The 15,648-nt window shown below is 39.2% G+C and carries 12 protein-coding genes; 8 read left to right on the top strand and 4 right to left on the bottom strand.

Annotation, left to right across the window (positions count from 1 at the left end; genetic code table 11):
• The first annotated feature begins 57 nt into the window (after positions 1–57).
• Together EG346_RS10865 and EG346_RS10860 are read left to right on the top strand one after the other, a co-directional pair.
• The gene (locus EG346_RS10865) at positions 58–3,153 is read left to right on the top strand and encodes an efflux RND transporter permease subunit (protein ID WP_123878597.1); all 3,096 of its coding nucleotides are present in this window, start codon (positions 58–60) and stop codon (positions 3,151–3,153) included.
• Positions 3,143–4,402, top strand: coding sequence for a TolC family protein (locus EG346_RS10860; RefSeq protein WP_123878595.1), 1,260 nt, complete (start codon positions 3,143–3,145; stop codon positions 4,400–4,402). The genes EG346_RS10865 and EG346_RS10860 overlap by 11 nt, the downstream gene beginning before the upstream one ends.
• A 270-nt stretch (positions 4,403–4,672) precedes the next feature.
• On the opposite strand, the gene EG346_RS10855 is transcribed toward EG346_RS10860, so the two are convergent.
• On the bottom strand, positions 4,673–5,155 hold the full coding sequence (locus EG346_RS10855; RefSeq protein ID WP_073334438.1) for a DUF1801 domain-containing protein: 483 nt from the start codon (positions 5,153–5,155) through the stop codon (positions 4,673–4,675).
• 114 nt (positions 5,156–5,269) lie between these two features.
• On the bottom strand, positions 5,270–7,066 hold the full coding sequence (locus EG346_RS10850; RefSeq protein ID WP_123878593.1) for a T9SS type A sorting domain-containing protein: 1,797 nt from the start codon (positions 7,064–7,066) through the stop codon (positions 5,270–5,272).
• Positions 7,067–7,469: 403 nt separating this feature from the next.
• On the opposite strand from EG346_RS10850, the gene EG346_RS10845 reads away from it, so the two are divergent.
• The 4 genes from EG346_RS10845 to proC all read left to right on the top strand — a co-directional run bounded on the left by EG346_RS10845 (position 7,470) and on the right by proC (position 11,077).
• On the top strand, positions 7,470–8,675 hold the full coding sequence (locus EG346_RS10845) for a pyridoxal phosphate-dependent aminotransferase (protein ID WP_123878591.1): 1,206 nt from the start codon (positions 7,470–7,472) through the stop codon (positions 8,673–8,675).
• A 10-nt stretch (positions 8,676–8,685) separates the two neighbouring features.
• Positions 8,686–9,174, top strand: a complete 489-nt coding sequence (locus tag EG346_RS10840) for a hypothetical protein (protein ID WP_123878589.1) — start codon at positions 8,686–8,688, stop codon at positions 9,172–9,174.
• A 4-nt stretch (positions 9,175–9,178) separates the two neighbouring features.
• Positions 9,179–10,192, top strand: coding sequence for a UDP-N-acetylmuramate dehydrogenase (murB, locus tag EG346_RS10835; protein WP_123878587.1), 1,014 nt, complete (start codon positions 9,179–9,181; stop codon positions 10,190–10,192).
• Positions 10,193–10,273: 81 nt separating this feature from the next.
• A complete protein-coding gene (gene proC / locus EG346_RS10830; RefSeq protein WP_073334434.1) occupies positions 10,274–11,077 on the top strand; it encodes a pyrroline-5-carboxylate reductase in 804 nt (267 codons plus the stop codon).
• On the opposite strand, the gene EG346_RS10825 is transcribed toward proC, so the two are convergent.
• Positions 11,058–11,480 (bottom strand): VanZ family protein, encoded by a 423-nt coding sequence (locus tag EG346_RS10825; protein WP_123878585.1) that lies wholly within the window; start codon positions 11,478–11,480, stop codon positions 11,058–11,060. The two genes, proC and EG346_RS10825, sit on opposite strands and share 20 nt — an antisense overlap.
• 55 nt (positions 11,481–11,535) lie before the next feature.
• Here EG346_RS10825 and lnt point away from each other — a divergent pair, with 55 nt between their 5' ends.
• Complete coding sequence (lnt, locus tag EG346_RS10820) at positions 11,536–13,170, top strand: apolipoprotein N-acyltransferase (RefSeq protein ID WP_123878583.1); 1,635 nt, start codon at positions 11,536–11,538, stop codon at positions 13,168–13,170.
• A gap of 282 nt (positions 13,171–13,452) precedes the next feature.
• On the opposite strand, the gene EG346_RS10815 is transcribed toward lnt, so the two are convergent.
• Positions 13,453–15,165 (bottom strand): T9SS type A sorting domain-containing protein, encoded by a 1,713-nt coding sequence (locus EG346_RS10815; protein ID WP_164466109.1) that lies wholly within the window; start codon positions 15,163–15,165, stop codon positions 13,453–13,455.
• A gap of 240 nt (positions 15,166–15,405) precedes the next feature.
• On the opposite strand from EG346_RS10815, the gene rpmB reads away from it, so the two are divergent.
• A complete protein-coding gene (rpmB, locus tag EG346_RS10810) occupies positions 15,406–15,648 on the top strand; it encodes a 50S ribosomal protein L28 (protein WP_002976757.1) in 243 nt (80 codons plus the stop codon).

The raw sequence follows: 15,648 nt of genomic DNA, 5'->3' as shown, positions 1-15,648 counted from the left end.
CCTTCCGAAAGCCTTTGCCCACTGAGCCAACGACTTCCGGACTATTAAATCAATTTTATGAAAAAACTACTCACACTCTCTATACAGAAGAGATGGCTGATGCTTGCCCTTTTCTTATTATTAGGAATTTTTGGATATTATTCATGGACCAAGCTCTCTGTGGAGGCTTATCCTGATATTGCCGACACGACATCGCAGGTGGTAACTCAGGTTCCGGGGCTTGCTGCCGAAGAAATAGAACAGCAGATCACCATTCCTTTGGAAAGATCACTCAATGGTTTGCCGGGAATGCACATCATGAGAAGCAAAAGCACTTTCGGACTTTCTATCATTACCATGGTTTTTGATGATGGCGTTGATGATTATTGGGCAAGACAGCGCATCCAGGAAAGACTTTCCGAGGCTGAACTTCCTTACAATGCCCAGCCGGGCTTAGATCCTCTGACCTCTCCTGTGGGAGAAATTTACCGCTATATTATTGAAGGAAACGGACAAAGTCTGAGAGAACTGACGGACCTGCAGAATTTCGTCATTATTCCAAGAATCAAACAGGTAACAGGTATCGCAGATGTGACCAATTTTGGAGGAATCACGACCCAGTTTCAGATCGAGCTGGATCCTCAGAAGCTGGATCAATATGGGCTCTCTTTATCTGAAGTCACTGAAACCATTACTAAAAACAACAGCAACGCAGGAGGAAGTATGCTCCCAAGAGGTGATCTGGCGTATGTGGTACGGGGAATAGGACTGATCAAAGACCTAGATGATTTAGGTAAAATTGTTATCAAAACAGAAAAGGGGGTTCCGCTATTTTTGAATGATGTGGGAACTCTGAAATACGGCAATCTTGAAAGGAAAGGAATTCTGGGTTATACAGACAGGACGCGGAATTATAATGAAAGTACCGGAGGAATTGTACTTCTGCTAAAAGGACAAAATCCTTCAGTCGTTCTAAAAGATGTTCATCAGGCTATTGAAGAGCTGAATACCAATATTCTTCCTGCTGGTGTCAAAATTCATCCTTATCTGGACAGAACAGATCTTGTTAATACAACCCTGACTACGGTCACCCATACTTTAACCGAAGGAATTGTTTTGGTGATCATTATCCTGATTATATTTTTGGGAAGCTGGAGAGGAGCACTGCTTGTTGCCATTACCATTCCTTTGTCGCTTCTTATTGCATTTATCCTGATGTATTTCACAAATATCCCTGCTAATCTGCTTTCATTAGGCGCAATAGATTTCGGGATCATTGTAGACGGATCGATTGTGATGCTGGAAGTTATTTTAAAAAAGAGAGAAGACCACCCGGAAAATGAACTGAACGAAAAGACCATCATCCAGAGAGCAACCGAGATTGCAAAACCTATTTTCTTTTCTACCGTCATTATCATTACAGCTTATCTTCCCTTATTTGCTTTCGAACGGGTAGAAAAGAAACTCTTCACTCCTATGGCTTTTACGATCGGATATGCCTTACTTGGGGCATTGGCCGCCGCTTTGATCTTGATTCCCGGGCTTGCCTATGTTATTTACAGAAAGCCCCAGAAGATATTTCACAACCGTTGGCTCGAAAAAATAAGTAGTCTTTACGGTAAAAGAATTGATAAGGTTATAAAAGCTCCTAAAAAAATGCTGATTCCGGCAGGCATCATCCTATTTTCCGCAGGACTCCTTTCTTTTATGGTGGGCAAAGACTTCCTTCCGGAACTGGATGAAGGATCTATCTGGCTTCAGGTACAGCTTCCTCCAGGAATTTCATTGGATAAAGCCAGGGAGATGAGTGATTCATTACGTACTCAGACGATGAAGCATTCAGAGGTTACTTATGTGATGGTACAGGCCGGAAGGAATGATGACGGAACAGATCCCTGGACGGCTTCCCATTTTGAAGTTTCTGTAGGCATAAAACCTTACAAAGAATGGGCATCAGGCAAAACCAAAGCGGATCTTATCAAGGAACTGGCTGATGATTATCAAAATATGCCGGGGTTTTCGGTAGGATTTTCACAACCTATGATTGACGGGGTTATGGACAAAATTTCCGGTGCACACAGTGAACTGGTTGTAAAAGTATACGGTGATGATTTTGACGGAACCAGAAAAATTGCAGAACAGATTCTTTCTACTTTAAAAGCAATTCCGGGATCTGCAGATCTTGCTATTGATCAGGAACCGCCGCTTCCCCAACTTCAGATCATTGCAGACCGGGATAAAATTGCTCAGTATGGACTGAATGTTTCCGATGTGGCAGACCTCATCGAAACAGCTTTGGGTGGAAAGGCTATTTCACAAATCTTCATCGGCAATAAGGTATATGATATTTCGTGCCGGTATGCCGAAAACAGCCGAAACACTCCGGATAAGGTAGGAAATCTTATGCTGACTTCAACTTCAGGTGCCAAAATACCTCTTTCACAGGTAGCTGAGATTAAATTGAGCACGGGAGAAAGCACCATTACAAGAGAAATGAATAAAAGACATCTCACCGTTAAACTGAATTTAAGGGATCGGGATCTTTCCTCTTTTCTGAAAGAAGCGCAGAATACTATTGAAAAAGATATTCGCTATGATCATCTGAAATACCAGATCAAATGGGGCGGGCAGTTTGAAAACAAAAACAGGGCTTACTCCCGATTGGCATTCATTGTTCCGATCGCACTGTCTGTGATGTTCTTACTGCTTTACGGAGCCTTTGGAAGCTTCAGACAGGCGCTTGTTCTGATGAGTATTATTCCCCTTGCTTTATTCGGAGGCATGCTGGCATTGAATGTACGGAGTATGACCTTAAATGTTTCGTCAGCGGTGGGCTTCATTGCCCTGTTCGGAGTAGCCGTACAGAACGGAGTAATTATGGTATCTCACATCAATACGCTCAGAAAGCAGGGATTTAATTTAAAAACGTCCGTGGTTAAAGGAGCGGAAGATCGTTTCAGACCTGTACTGATGACTGCTTCCGTTGCTGTGATAGGACTATTTCCGGCTTCACTGGCTACGGGAATTGGTTCTGATGTTCAGAGACCTTTAGCTACAGTCATTGTATATGGTCTTATGTTTTCAACGCTGCTTACTTTATTTATCCTGCCGGCGATCTATTATCTCGCAGAATATCATTTTGACAAACAAAAAATTAATTCGAATGAAATCTAAAATCATTTTCACCATATCACTTGGGCTCTTATTTCAAATTTCCGTAAATGCCCAGGAGAAAGAAACTTTAAATTTTGCCTCTTATCTGAGTGAGGTCAGAGAAAAAAATCTAAACTATGCTGCTCAAAAATATAATGTCAGTATGACGGAAGCTTCTATCCTGACGGCGGGATTGTTTCCGGATCCCCAGCTTGAAATGGAAACTTCAGACAATGGAGTTTCAAAAAAAATGGGGTATACGATCGGAACTTCAGTAAACTGGACTTTGGAACTTGGTCAGAAAAGAAAAGCAAGGATAGAAACTGCAAAAAATCAGGCTGAGTATTCTAAGCTTCAACTTCAGGATTTTTTAAGAAACCTGATAGCGGATGCGTCTGTTGGATACATTGAAGCATTAAAAACAAAAGCTCTTGTTGACATCCAGAAAGATTCTTACCTCAGCATGCATCAACTTGCAACATCCGACAGCATCCGATACAGGCTGGGCGCTATCTCTCAGGTGACATCCAGACAAAGCAAACTGGAAGCTTCATCTTTACTGAATGATCTCTATAAGGCAGAAAGCATCAGCAGACAATCATTCTCAGCACTTTTTATATTTCTGGGAACGGATCAGCAAGAAAAAGAAATTAGTGGAAACTTAAAGGCTTTTAACAGAGACTTTAATTCTGAAGATCTTATTTTGGAGGCTGTTAATACCAGATCTGATCTTTTGGCCTCAAAACAGAATATCCATACAGCCGCCAGCCTGATTAAGCTTGAAAAGGCAAACCGTATCATTGATTTGGGATTAAGTGTAGGCGCAGAGCATAGCACCTGGGCAACCAATGAAATTGCTCCTTCCCCCGCTGTGAACGCCATAAAGCTGGGAGCCAGCATTCCTTTGAAGTTTTCAAACCGCAGAAATGCTGATCTGAAAATCGCAGAAATAGGACGTAAGCAGGCAGAAACGGAGTATAAGCAGATCGAAAACAGCATCCGAACAGAAGTTATGCAGGCTTATTATCAGTATCAGGCCACCCAGAAACAGCTGAAACAATTTGACAATGGAATGCTTTCCGAAGCCAAAAGTATTCTGGATGGTATTATTTATAGTTATCAGAGAGGTGAAAGTTCCATTTTGGAAGTTCTGAACGCACAGAGGACCTATAATGATATCAGACAGCGCTATATTGAAACACTTGCAGATAATGCGGTAGCGCTTATTGAATTGGAAAGGAAAACCGGGATCTGGGATATTGATTTTTGATGATGATTGTATTTATTTGGTTAGGTTTCGGGGGCATTGTTAACCACCCCGTCAAAAATTCTTTGAATTTTTGACACCCCTCCATGGGAGGGGAATGATCGTCGTTTGAATAGTAAGCTTATTTTCAACTGAGTACATCATCCTCAATGATTTTTTTTTATTCTTTAGCATAAATGTAATTTCTATCCGATAAGCCATGTCCATGAAAAATTTAAGCAGTCAAAAAGCTTTTGCTATTTTTTGATTAGATATATAAAGTAAGTCGAGAGTCTATTTCTTTTTTGAAGTGGGCTCTTCTTTCTTTTTAAACTGAGTTTCATACATGTCAATCCATTCTTCCAGTGTTATTTTCTTGCTGACCTCAGCGATAAGTTCAAAAGGAATATCATCCATTTTTTTGAAGCGGACGCATGATTTTCCCATATCCAGTTTTCTTTTGGAATACTTTGGATATTCAGCGACAAACCATTCCAGCAATTGAGGATCTGCATACATTCCCATGTGATACAATGCAATAAAGTTCTTTTGCGAAGCTAATGCTATAAATGGTAAAGGTGAACCTGGCGTACAGTGATAGCCAGCAGGATATCTTTCCAGGGGAACTGCCCAACCTACCATCCCGTAGGCAGTGGTTTCCTGAAAACCTTCCGGCAGATTATCATTCACAGTATCGAAGAACTTTTTGAATACCTCCTGTCTTTCCTCAGGAATTTTTGAAATATAATCGGCTACGGAGTCTGCTGGAATTTGCATTGTCAATTGAATTTTATAATCATCCAAAATAACAAAATTTATGAATATGTTGAATCAAAAAAAACGACAGTACATAAATGCACTGCCGCTCAATTTTATTGACCTTAAAAAAAATTATTTTCTGACTGCTTTCACCGTAGACTGTGAACCGTCTTTGAAATAGATCGTAACAAAATATAATCCAGTATTCAGTGTACTTAAGTCCAGTTCCTTCAAAGCTCCGGTAAAAGTTTTGACCGTTCTTCCGGAAGTATCTCCTACGGTTACAGATTTCACTTCTCTGCTGTCTGAGATATACAGAATATCTTTGAATGGATTAGGATGAACTGATGCTTTCTTCACTCCTTCTTTTATTTCTGAAGTACTTAACAGAGCACTTTCCACCTTAAAATTATCAACATAAAAATTATAATCAGGATCATCATTCACGGCTCCGTCTGTTCCGTAAAAAGCAAATACGGTGTTGGCACTGTTATATCCTGTTAAATTATAAGAATATTGAGTCGAAGTATTGGTGGGAGCATTGGCCTCATTCCATGTTTCAAGAATGGTCCATGTTGTTCCTCCATCATTCGATACCAGGAAATGAACAACGTCATCAGATCCCATAGGTGAAGCAGCGGTACTAAAATAGGCCGTTACACCATAATCAAATTTCACTTTGTAAGAACCTGCGGACAGATTAAATGGTAATGTTTTAAGCCAGCCTGTTCTTCCGGTAGTATATAAGTTGATCGTTGCTGATCCGCCAGACCCGACTCCTAAAAAGCCACCCGACATCCAATAGGGAGTGGTACCGGTAGGAGCTGTGGCAGGAGTTCCCCCCGAAAGTCCGGCTGTCCAGCATGTTCCCGGGAAGCTGCTGAAATCATGAGTATACGAAGGGACAACCGTACCACAAAGTGTGGTAAATGTTCCCGACAATGACCAACCGCTCTGTGCCGTTGCCGTGCTGCAATTACTTCTCACCCAGTAATAGTAGACTGTACTTGGTGATAAGGAGGGAATCGTAAAGGTATTTCCTGTTACTCCAGGGTGATTAGGTACCGTTGTACTTGTTGGTGCTGTATTGGTTGTACTGTAATACACATCATAGCTCACCGCCTGAACGCTGCTTGGGATTGTCCATGAAACTTGAGCAGAAGTTGAAGTAAGCGTCCCCACAGGCTGAAGTGTTGGAGCTACACAGTCGGTATAAGCATCGGCAGAGAAGGCGAAAATATTGGCAATTCCAGTCCCCCCAACTTTGGCTACGGTAACACTTTGAATAGGTTTGGTCTGATTGGCAGCATCTATCGTTAAGACAGACTGGTAAAGTCTTGGATTGGTAGAATTCGGTTCCAGAACGTTATTACTTCTGTTAATTCTTCCGATTCCCTGGACTGCATAACTTGTTCCTCCGTACCAGTCGGAAATCGCTACTCCGGAAAATGTCTGAGAGGTAGCATCTGTAAAGTTGACAGTTACATTCACTGTACACGTTCCGCTTCCTCCGGTAGAAAGCATATAGACTTTAAAAGCGGGAACAGGTGTGATAAATGATAGTGTTCCGCTATTGCTTCCTGTAGTATTACTGGAAATTTTTAAGGAATTATTTCCATACAAATCTCCCAGTTTAAAGCTCAGTCCAGGTGTAGACGCCACGGCAGAATTAATAATTCCATTAACAGGAAGTCCGTAGGTAATGGGTGTACTTGTAGCAGTAAGTTTAAAATCCCGCGCGACAAATGCAAACGACACGCCATCAACATCTTCTGTAGTAGACGTCATTGCGGACCCTACATCGTTGGCAATAACATCTGCCGTATATCCGGACTGGACTGGCATCGTTTGAAAATTTTGGGCATTCATCAATGATGCCGCAAAAAGAGTCATCATAGGAAGAACTCTCAATGGTAAATGTAATTTCATGATTATTTTTTATTATCGCTTAAATTTAATAAAAAACACAATACAAAACTGATAATTTTACAAAATAAACAAATATAAGCCAATAATATTACGATATCAATATTTTAACTATATAGAAAATTTATTTTCTGACCAAATATTTTATTCACATTTTAATGTATTATTTTGACAATTTCAATCATTTTGTCTCATCATCAATCTGGAATAGTCAATATTTTTCAACAAGCTGACAGCCAGTATCAAACATCAATAAAAAAAATTTACTTCTCAATCCACAGAATCAGTAGCAATCAATTTTAATTTACTGATTTCCAAAACAATTAAAAAGCTTTCAAAATGGACAACAGGTTATTTTATTATTGAGAAATTAAATCTTATTTTTGCCATACAAATTTTTTGAACAATGCCGAATATTTCAAACAGAGCACAGCATATGCCGCCATCGCCGGTAAGAAAACTGGTTCCTTACGCTTTAAAAGCGAAACAGCAGGGAATAAAAGTATATCACCTTAATATCGGTCAGCCTGATATTGAAACGCCGGAAACCGCTTTAAATGCTTTAAAGAACATTGATCTTAAAGTATTAGAATATGCACTTTCTGAAGGTAATATAGAATACAGAAGAGCCCTTACAGAGTATTATCATACTTTAGGTTTTTCAGACCTGACACCTGATAACTTCATTGTAACAAACGGAGGTTCTGAAGCGCTAAACTTCGCGATCTCTACTTTATGTGATGATGGTGATGAGGTCATCATTCCTGAGCCTTACTATGCCAATTACAATGGTTTTACGAGCACCTTCAATGTTCATGTGGTAGCTGTTCCATCTACGATTGATACAGGTTTTGCCCTTCCTCCGATCGAAGAATTTGAGAAAAAAATTACAGAAAAAACAAGAGCAATCGTTATCTGCAACCCAGGTAACCCTACAGGCTATCTTTACACTCGTGAAGAGCTTCAGAAGTTAGCAGAAATTGCTTTGAAATATGATATCGTTATTATCTCTGATGAAGTATACAGAGAATATGTTTATGATGGAAAGCAGCAGATCTCTATGCTGGATTTCCCTGAACTTAGTGAAAACTGCATCATCATTGATTCAGAATCCAAGCGTTATTCGATGTGCGGGGTAAGAATCGGATGCCTGCTGACCCGTTCTAAGAAGATCCATGATGCAGCGATGCTTTTTGCACAGGCAAGATTAAGCCCTGTTCTTTTGGGACAAATCGCAGCAACAGCAGCTCACCAGAACGACGGTGCATACATCAGAGCGGTAAGAGAAGAATATACCCACAGAAGAAACATTCTGGTAGATCTTCTGAACGGTATTCCAGGAGTAATCTGCCCTAAACCAAAGGGAGCATTCTATTGTGTTGCTGAACTTCCGGTAGATGATACTGAGAAATTTGCACAGTGGTTACTAGAAAAATACTCTCTTAATAATGAAACGATCATGGTAGCTCCGGCAGGAGGTTTTTACAGTGATCCTGAATTAGGAAAAAAACAGGTAAGAATTGCCTACGTACTGAAAGAAGAAGATCTTAAAAGAAGTGCTGAAATTCTTAAACAAGCGCTGAAGAAATACAGAGAAGAATTTAGTCTTTAAAATATAATCTATGGTGCCGGCAATAAAAAATACTTATCTGAAACTCCTGTTTTCAATATTTTTGTTGCCGGCACTTTTTTCCTGTGACCAAAAAAAGGAAGAGGTTTCTGCCGTCCACCAAAATTCCAATGAAATAACCTTCATTAGTGTATCCAATATCGGAGGTGATCAGGGAGATTATAAAATTATCAAAGTTACTCAGGATTCCATCCATGCAGAGAAGGGAATTGCGGCCCGCGGAACTCATCAGGAATGGCACTCAGCAATTAGTGTACCCATCTGGAAACAGCTGATATCTTCGATTAAGACTAAAGATCTTGATGAGATCCAAAGCTCTCCCAGCCAACAGTCTGTAGACGGTATTGACGAAACGTTTCAGATCAGAACTCCGAAAAAGTCACACATCTATGTCAACTCTTATGCAGATACGCTTCATTACCAACAGCTGAAACAGTTTAAAGAACAGCTCAATATGATTCTTCCAACAGAATACCAATAACAATATGCAAGAAAATTTTTCCCTAAAGCCTTACAATACATTTGGCGTTGACGTCAAAGCAAAATATTTTATTGAAGCAACTACCATTGAAGAACTTAAGGAGGCCATCCGTTATTCTAAAAATCATGATTTTAAGGTCTTATTTTTAGGCGGCGGAAGCAATATTCTGCTGACCAGAGATTTTGACGGACTTACCATTAAACTTAGCCTGAAAGGAATCGAAGAGGAAGACCTGAGTGAAAATGAGGTTCTTGTAACAGCAAAAGCAGGGGAAAACTGGCATGAATTCGTAAAGTACAGCCTTGATAAAAACTATGGCGGACTGGAAAATCTTTCTTTAATCCCGGGCAATGTAGGCACTTCACCCATGCAGAATATCGGCGCGTACGGAACTGAGATAAAGGATACTTTTGTAAGTTGTACCGTTTTGGATCTTGAAAATCTTGGATTGAAAACGTTTAATCTGGAACAGTGTCATTTTGGCTACAGGGATTCCATTTTCAAGCAGGAAGGAAAAGGGAGGTATGTGATTTTGGACGTCACTTTCAAATTAACAAAAAAAGAGCATCATATTAAAACGGAATACGGAGCGATACAAACTGAACTGGAAAATCTGGGAATTACTCATCCTACCATTCAGGATGTTTCCAAAGCCGTCATCAATATCAGACAAAGCAAACTTCCGGATCCAAAAATGACCGGAAATGCAGGAAGCTTTTTTAAAAACCCAACCATTCCTTTGTCCCAATTTGAAGATCTGAAAAAGAAATTTGAAAATATTCCCGGCTATCCCAACGGAGATGTGGTAAAAGTACCTGCCGGATGGCTTATAGAGCAATGCGGATGGAAAGGAAAACAAATTGGAAATGCAGCGTCACATAAACTTCAGGCTCTGGTCATCGTGAATGCTACAGGAAATGCTACGGGAAAAGAAATTTTTGATTTTTCTACTGAGATCATTCATTCCGTACAGGAGAAGTTTGGGATAGAACTCGAACGGGAAGTGAATATTTTATAATATACAAAAGACAGTTACTGAAAATAACTGTCTTTTTTTTGTCAACAAAATCACTATTTTAGCTAAAAAAAGAGCACAAATATGAAAATCGCTATTCTCGGAGCCGGTAATATGGGCCTTTCCTTTTCAAAATCATTTTTAAAATACGATCTGATTAAGCCTGAACATCTTCATCTGATCACAAGAAGTCAGTCTAAGATTTCCAAGATTGCCGAAGAGTTTCCAAAATCCAAAATCTCTACTTTTGAAGAAACCCAGGAACTGGATGCCGATCTTATTATCATTGCTGTAAAACCTCAGGATTTCCTGCATGTTGCACAGAACTTTCACTTCACATTAAAAGAAAACCAGATGGTCCTGTCGATTATGGCCGGAATCAAGATTGAAAAGATTCAGCAGTTATTACATCACCCGCTTGTCGTAAGAGCAATGCCTAACTCTCCTACTCTTCTGGGAATGGGAATTACCGGATACACAGCCGCCAACGGTATTTCCTTCAGCCAGCTGATCAATATTGAAAGACTCCTGAACAGCACCGGAAGATCTGTCTATTTGGAAAACGAAGACCTCATGGACGGCGTTACGGCACTTTCAGGAAGCGGACCTGCTTATTTTTATTATATCGTAGATGCCATGATAAAAGCTGGCGTAGAAATGGGTATTGAAGAGAATCTTTCTAAACTTTTTGTTCAACAAACGATGTTGGGCGCTTACCACCTGATCAATAATTCTGAAAAGAGCCTTGAAGAGCTTATCAAAGACGTTGCCTCCAAAGGCGGAACTACGGAAGCAGCGTTAAAAACATTTGAAGATAACAGTTTTAAAGAAATTTTAAAAAACGGAATTTTAAATGCTGAAAAACGGGCTAAAGAACTAAACGGCTAAATTTCTTTTCTACAAGCCTGCAAAGCAACCATCCAAGATAAACACCGAAAGTATTAAGAATAATATCATCAACCTCAAATATCCCCATTCTTGTAAAATACTGAAGCGCTTCAACGATGACTATGGAAGAAACGAAGACATACAACAGCCTTTTCAGATCTTTAAGCTGAGGAAAGATCCAGCCCAAAAAACCAAAAGGAATGAACATGAGGATATTGCCCAGCACAATAACCACGATCTCCTTCCATCCAATGGTGTTATGAATAAACTCCAATGTAGAGAGAATAGGTTCTACGGTAATCTGGTTATCTTCGTATTGAAATCTGCCCATTCCTAAAAACATCAGATAGAGCAAAGTCAGTGTATACGGAACAATAATAATTTTATAAAATTTCTTTAACATCAAGTGCAAATTTATTCATTTCAAAAACATTAAATTTGTTTGTTAAATTAATTTAATGAAATACCTTTTACTTACACTCATTTCAGCGATATTGCTGTCTGTGTCGTGGCCTACTTACGGAGTACCGTTCTTTATATTTTTTGCCCTTGTTCCGCTATTGATGATGGAACACGGCATATCCAAATTTTCAGCTTATAATAGAAAAAGCTGGATGGTCTTTGGGCTCTCTTACCTTTGTTTTGTGATCTGGAATATTGTAACAACCGGATGGCTTTATGGCTCCAAAAACCCGGACGGAAGTCACTCGATGATGGCAGTGATCTTTCCGGTGCTCGTGAATTCTTTCCTGTACTCTCTTGTTTTCCAGTGCTATCATTGGTACAAGAATGCACAGGGAACCTACTGGGGATTAGCCTTTCTGATCGCTATATGGATGAGCTTTGAAAAATTTCACCTTAACTGGGAACTGACATGGCCGTGGCTGAATTTAGGAAACGTATTCTCAGATTACCCTAAACTGATACAGTGGTATGATACACTGGGAGCAACCGGTGGAAGCTTTTGGATCCTGCTAATCAATGTTTTAATTTTCTACACGATAAGAACCTGGGAAGCAGGAAGAAAAAGAAAAGATCTGATCAGAAACGTTTCTATTGTAGGGGTACTGATTATTCTACCTATGATTGTTTCAATAATCAAATACAATAACTTCAACGAAAAATCTTCCGGACAGGTGAATGTTCTGATGCTTCAGCCTGATCTTGATCCTTACGCTGAAAAGTATTCAAAGGACAGTCTTACCATTGAAAACGACCTGTTAACTTTAGCAGAGAATAATTCAAAAGGCAAAATCGATTATTATATCGCTCCGGAAACTGCTCTTCCCGGAAGAGGATCCATCTCTGAAACCGCTTTTGAGAAAAGTTTGCTCTTAAATAATGTTAAAGGATTTTTATCAAAACATCCGGGCTCTGTTTTCGCAACAGGAATTTCTTCACACCGCTTTTATAAAAATAAAGAAAACCTTCCCAAAGAAGCTTACCAGCTCAATCCTGATCTTTGGGTAGAAAGTTATAATACCGCCATTCAGGTTGCACCACAGCAAAAAATTCAGGTATATCACAAAGGGAAACTTGTTCCTGGAGTGGAAATCTTCCCGTATATGAGTGTTTTAAAACCTCTTCTGGGGGATGCCATGCTCAACCTAGGCGGAACAGTGGCCTCTTTGGGAATAGATAAAGAAAGAATGGCATTTTCAAATCCGTACAACAAAGGCCGTATGGCACCCATCATTTGTTATGAAAGCATTTACGGTGAGTTTACAACCGATTATGTAAAGAAAGGAGCCAACTTTTTAGGCATTATGACCAATGATTCCTGGTGGGGAGTTACGGAAGGACATAAACAGCTTCTCTCTTACGCAAAACTAAGAGCTATCGAAAACAGAAGAGAAATTGCCCGTGCTGCCAATAGCGGTATCTCTGCACATATCAATGCTAAAGGAGAAGTAGTAGCCGATACTTTCTACGGAGATCAGACCACATTATTTGCAAAAGTGAATCTTTATGAAACCATGACCTTCTACACGAGAGCAGGAGATCTTTTATCAAGATTTTCCATTTTTGCACTGGGCTTTTTACTGTTTTACTTTTTGATTGAGAAGTTCAGAAGCAAGATTAAAAAAGCTTAATAGTGATGATTTTTTCAACACCAATAGCGCTAATGGCCTGTACTGACCAGCCTATTTATTGGTAAGAAATCTCAAGTACATAATTCCTTTTTCTACCGAGGGAAATATACTTGCATAAAATAGATGACCATCATTCAAACGACTAAAATTCCCCTCCCATGGAGGGGTGGCGAAAATTCAAAGAATTTTTGACGGGGTGGTCTACCCGCATAACAACGAAAAAAATAAGAAATAGAAAAGCCAGCTGGACGACTGGCTTTTCTCACTAATAGAACGATTCAGTTATTTAATAATGAGTTTCCTGATGATTATTTCGTTTTTTATTTTCACTTTTACAACGTAACTCCCTTTTGTAAGATGGGATACATTAACAGACTGGTCGTTATTTAAAACAACATTCTGCTTTCTGCCATCTATAGAATACAGCTCAACATCTGAAATTTTTTCTCCTTTAATGAATATTTTTTCTGATGCCGGATTTGGGTAAACTGATATCTGGCTCTCTGATTTTACATCAAGCGTTCCCAATGCATTTTGAGAAGAGGCATCGGAAAACACCTTTGAAGCATCGATTGATCTTACACTCCAGTACACATTCTGAATAGAAGGATCGAGATCCAGGAACCATGACGGCGTTGTTACTATGTATTTTGCAATATTACCCGCTCCGGGTGTAGTTCCAACTTTGATTTCATAGCGCAGCGCTTTCACTGGTGTCTTGTCATCAGATGCCCCGCTCCACGAAAAATTAAAACGGTTTCCTGTTTTTACAACCTTAATGACTGCAGGAGGTAGAGGTTTCAGATTAACTTCAGTAGAAGTATTTTTAAAAATTTTGGTAAGTGAAGGCATGCCCGAATCTGCCCAATCAAATCCGGCCAACAAAACATCCAGACGGTGGTCATTGTTAAAGTCAAGTAAATTGACAAAACCCGGTCCTCCTAAAGTATGCAGTCCTGTAGGTATATTTTCAGTGAAATTTTGATTTGAAGGATCATATAAAAAAGTTTTCACGACGGCATCATTATTTTCATCATTTCCGGAAACAATGAAATCATAGTATCCGTCATTATTGATATCTCCCGTCATTACAGATGAATCTGCAATCTCCGGAGTACTAATTTGCTGTACCTCCAGATGTCCGGTTCCATCATTCATAAGAACGGTAAGAAATCCTGAGTAGTTGGTATCCTGTCCGGTAATGACAATATCCTGATAGCCATCTGCATTGAAATCTGCAAAATCCATTTTCCCACTTATTAATGCTGTAAGATCTTGCGTAAACGTCAGGGTTCCTGCCTGGTTGATATAGACTTTAGCAATTGGAATATCACCATCAGCTACTCCAAAAATGACAAGATCCATAAGATGATCATTATTTAGATCCACAAATTTGAAATTTCCGTTTTGTGTTCCTGGCAACCAGCCTTTAAAAATTTCAAAATCAGTTCCCGTATTTTTATAAAAATCCATATTATTTATGAAGCCAGCCCCTTCTACGTAATGAGTTCCATTGATCGCATAATCTATTTTACCATCATTATTGAAATCAAAAGCTTCCAGAGATCCGTAAATCTTTCCGGCAAGGTCTGCTTCTTTCGAAAAACCATTTCCTGTGTTTTTGAATCTGTAATGCTTATAGTTGACCACATCATTATAACTCAGGCCTGTAGATATAATATCCAAAAGACCATCATTATTAAAGTCCATGAATTTGATATCCCCCAGATGGGTTGAACCCACTCCCAGATTAGCATATGGCACCAGTGAAGTCCCGTTGTTCTTATATATTTCATTAAAAGAGCTGTCTACATTTCCATCACTGTCACTATCAATGGCTCCGTTGATCACTACATCCAGTTTTCCATCGCCATCCATATCAGCTGCATCCGCTGCCCCGTAATAGAAATCCTTCATACCGGTCTGAATTTCAGCAAAATCCTGTGCGACAAGTCCAACCGGAAGCATAGATAAAAGAATACAAATCCTCCTCATATTATTTTTATTTAGATTAATTAAAAACAAAGATAAAACATTAGGATTTGCATTGAGAAGAAAGTTTACATGAAATATATCAGTCACTTGGCTCAGGGGATGTCATGATTTCGTTTATTTTAAAATTCATGATTATTAATCAGCTTGTTATTTGTAAATATTTTCCAAAAGATTTGTCTATATAAAAAATTCTTCGTTATTTTGCACTCTCAAATATTATACAAATAAGAACATCGAGATATGTCAAGAATTTGCCAAATAACAGGAAAGCGTGCAATGGTTGGTAACAACGTTTCTCACGCTAATAACAAAACGAAGCGTCGTTTTGAAATTAACTTATTAGAGAAGAAATTTTACCTTCCGGAGCAAGATAAGCACGTAACACTGAAAGTATCAGCTCATGGATTGAGAGTGATTAACAAGATTGGAATCGAGGAAGCTATTGAAAGAGCTACTAGAAACGGATTGATTAAAAAGAATTAA

It is taken from the genome of Chryseobacterium carnipullorum, from assembly GCF_003815695.1.
Taxonomy (GTDB): domain Bacteria; phylum Bacteroidota; class Bacteroidia; order Flavobacteriales; family Weeksellaceae; genus Chryseobacterium; species Chryseobacterium carnipullorum.
The sequence above is the reverse complement of the archived record's forward strand: the minus strand, read 5'-3'. Positions and strand labels throughout refer to the sequence as shown.

Coding starts and splice junctions, on each gene's coding strand:
- EG346_RS10865 (WP_123878597.1), top strand. CDS start 58: ATGAAAAAACTACTCACACTCTCTATACAGAAGAGATGGCTGATGCTT.
- EG346_RS10860 (WP_123878595.1), top strand. CDS start 3,143: ATGAAATCTAAAATCATTTTCACCATATCACTTGGGCTCTTATTTCAA.
- EG346_RS10855 (WP_073334438.1), bottom strand. CDS start 5,155: ATGCAAATTCCAGCAGACTCCGTAGCCGATTATATTTCAAAAATTCCT.
- EG346_RS10850 (WP_123878593.1), bottom strand. CDS start 7,066: ATGAAATTACATTTACCATTGAGAGTTCTTCCTATGATGACTCTTTTT.
- EG346_RS10845 (WP_123878591.1), top strand. CDS start 7,470: ATGCCGAATATTTCAAACAGAGCACAGCATATGCCGCCATCGCCGGTA.
- EG346_RS10840 (WP_123878589.1), top strand. CDS start 8,686: ATGGTGCCGGCAATAAAAAATACTTATCTGAAACTCCTGTTTTCAATA.
- murB (WP_123878587.1), top strand. CDS start 9,179: ATGCAAGAAAATTTTTCCCTAAAGCCTTACAATACATTTGGCGTTGAC.
- proC (WP_073334434.1), top strand. CDS start 10,274: ATGAAAATCGCTATTCTCGGAGCCGGTAATATGGGCCTTTCCTTTTCA.
- EG346_RS10825 (WP_123878585.1), bottom strand. CDS start 11,480: ATGTTAAAGAAATTTTATAAAATTATTATTGTTCCGTATACACTGACT.
- lnt (WP_123878583.1), top strand. CDS start 11,536: ATGAAATACCTTTTACTTACACTCATTTCAGCGATATTGCTGTCTGTG.
- EG346_RS10815 (WP_164466109.1), bottom strand. CDS start 15,165: ATGAGGAGGATTTGTATTCTTTTATCTATGCTTCCGGTTGGACTTGTC.
- rpmB (WP_002976757.1), top strand. CDS start 15,406: ATGTCAAGAATTTGCCAAATAACAGGAAAGCGTGCAATGGTTGGTAAC.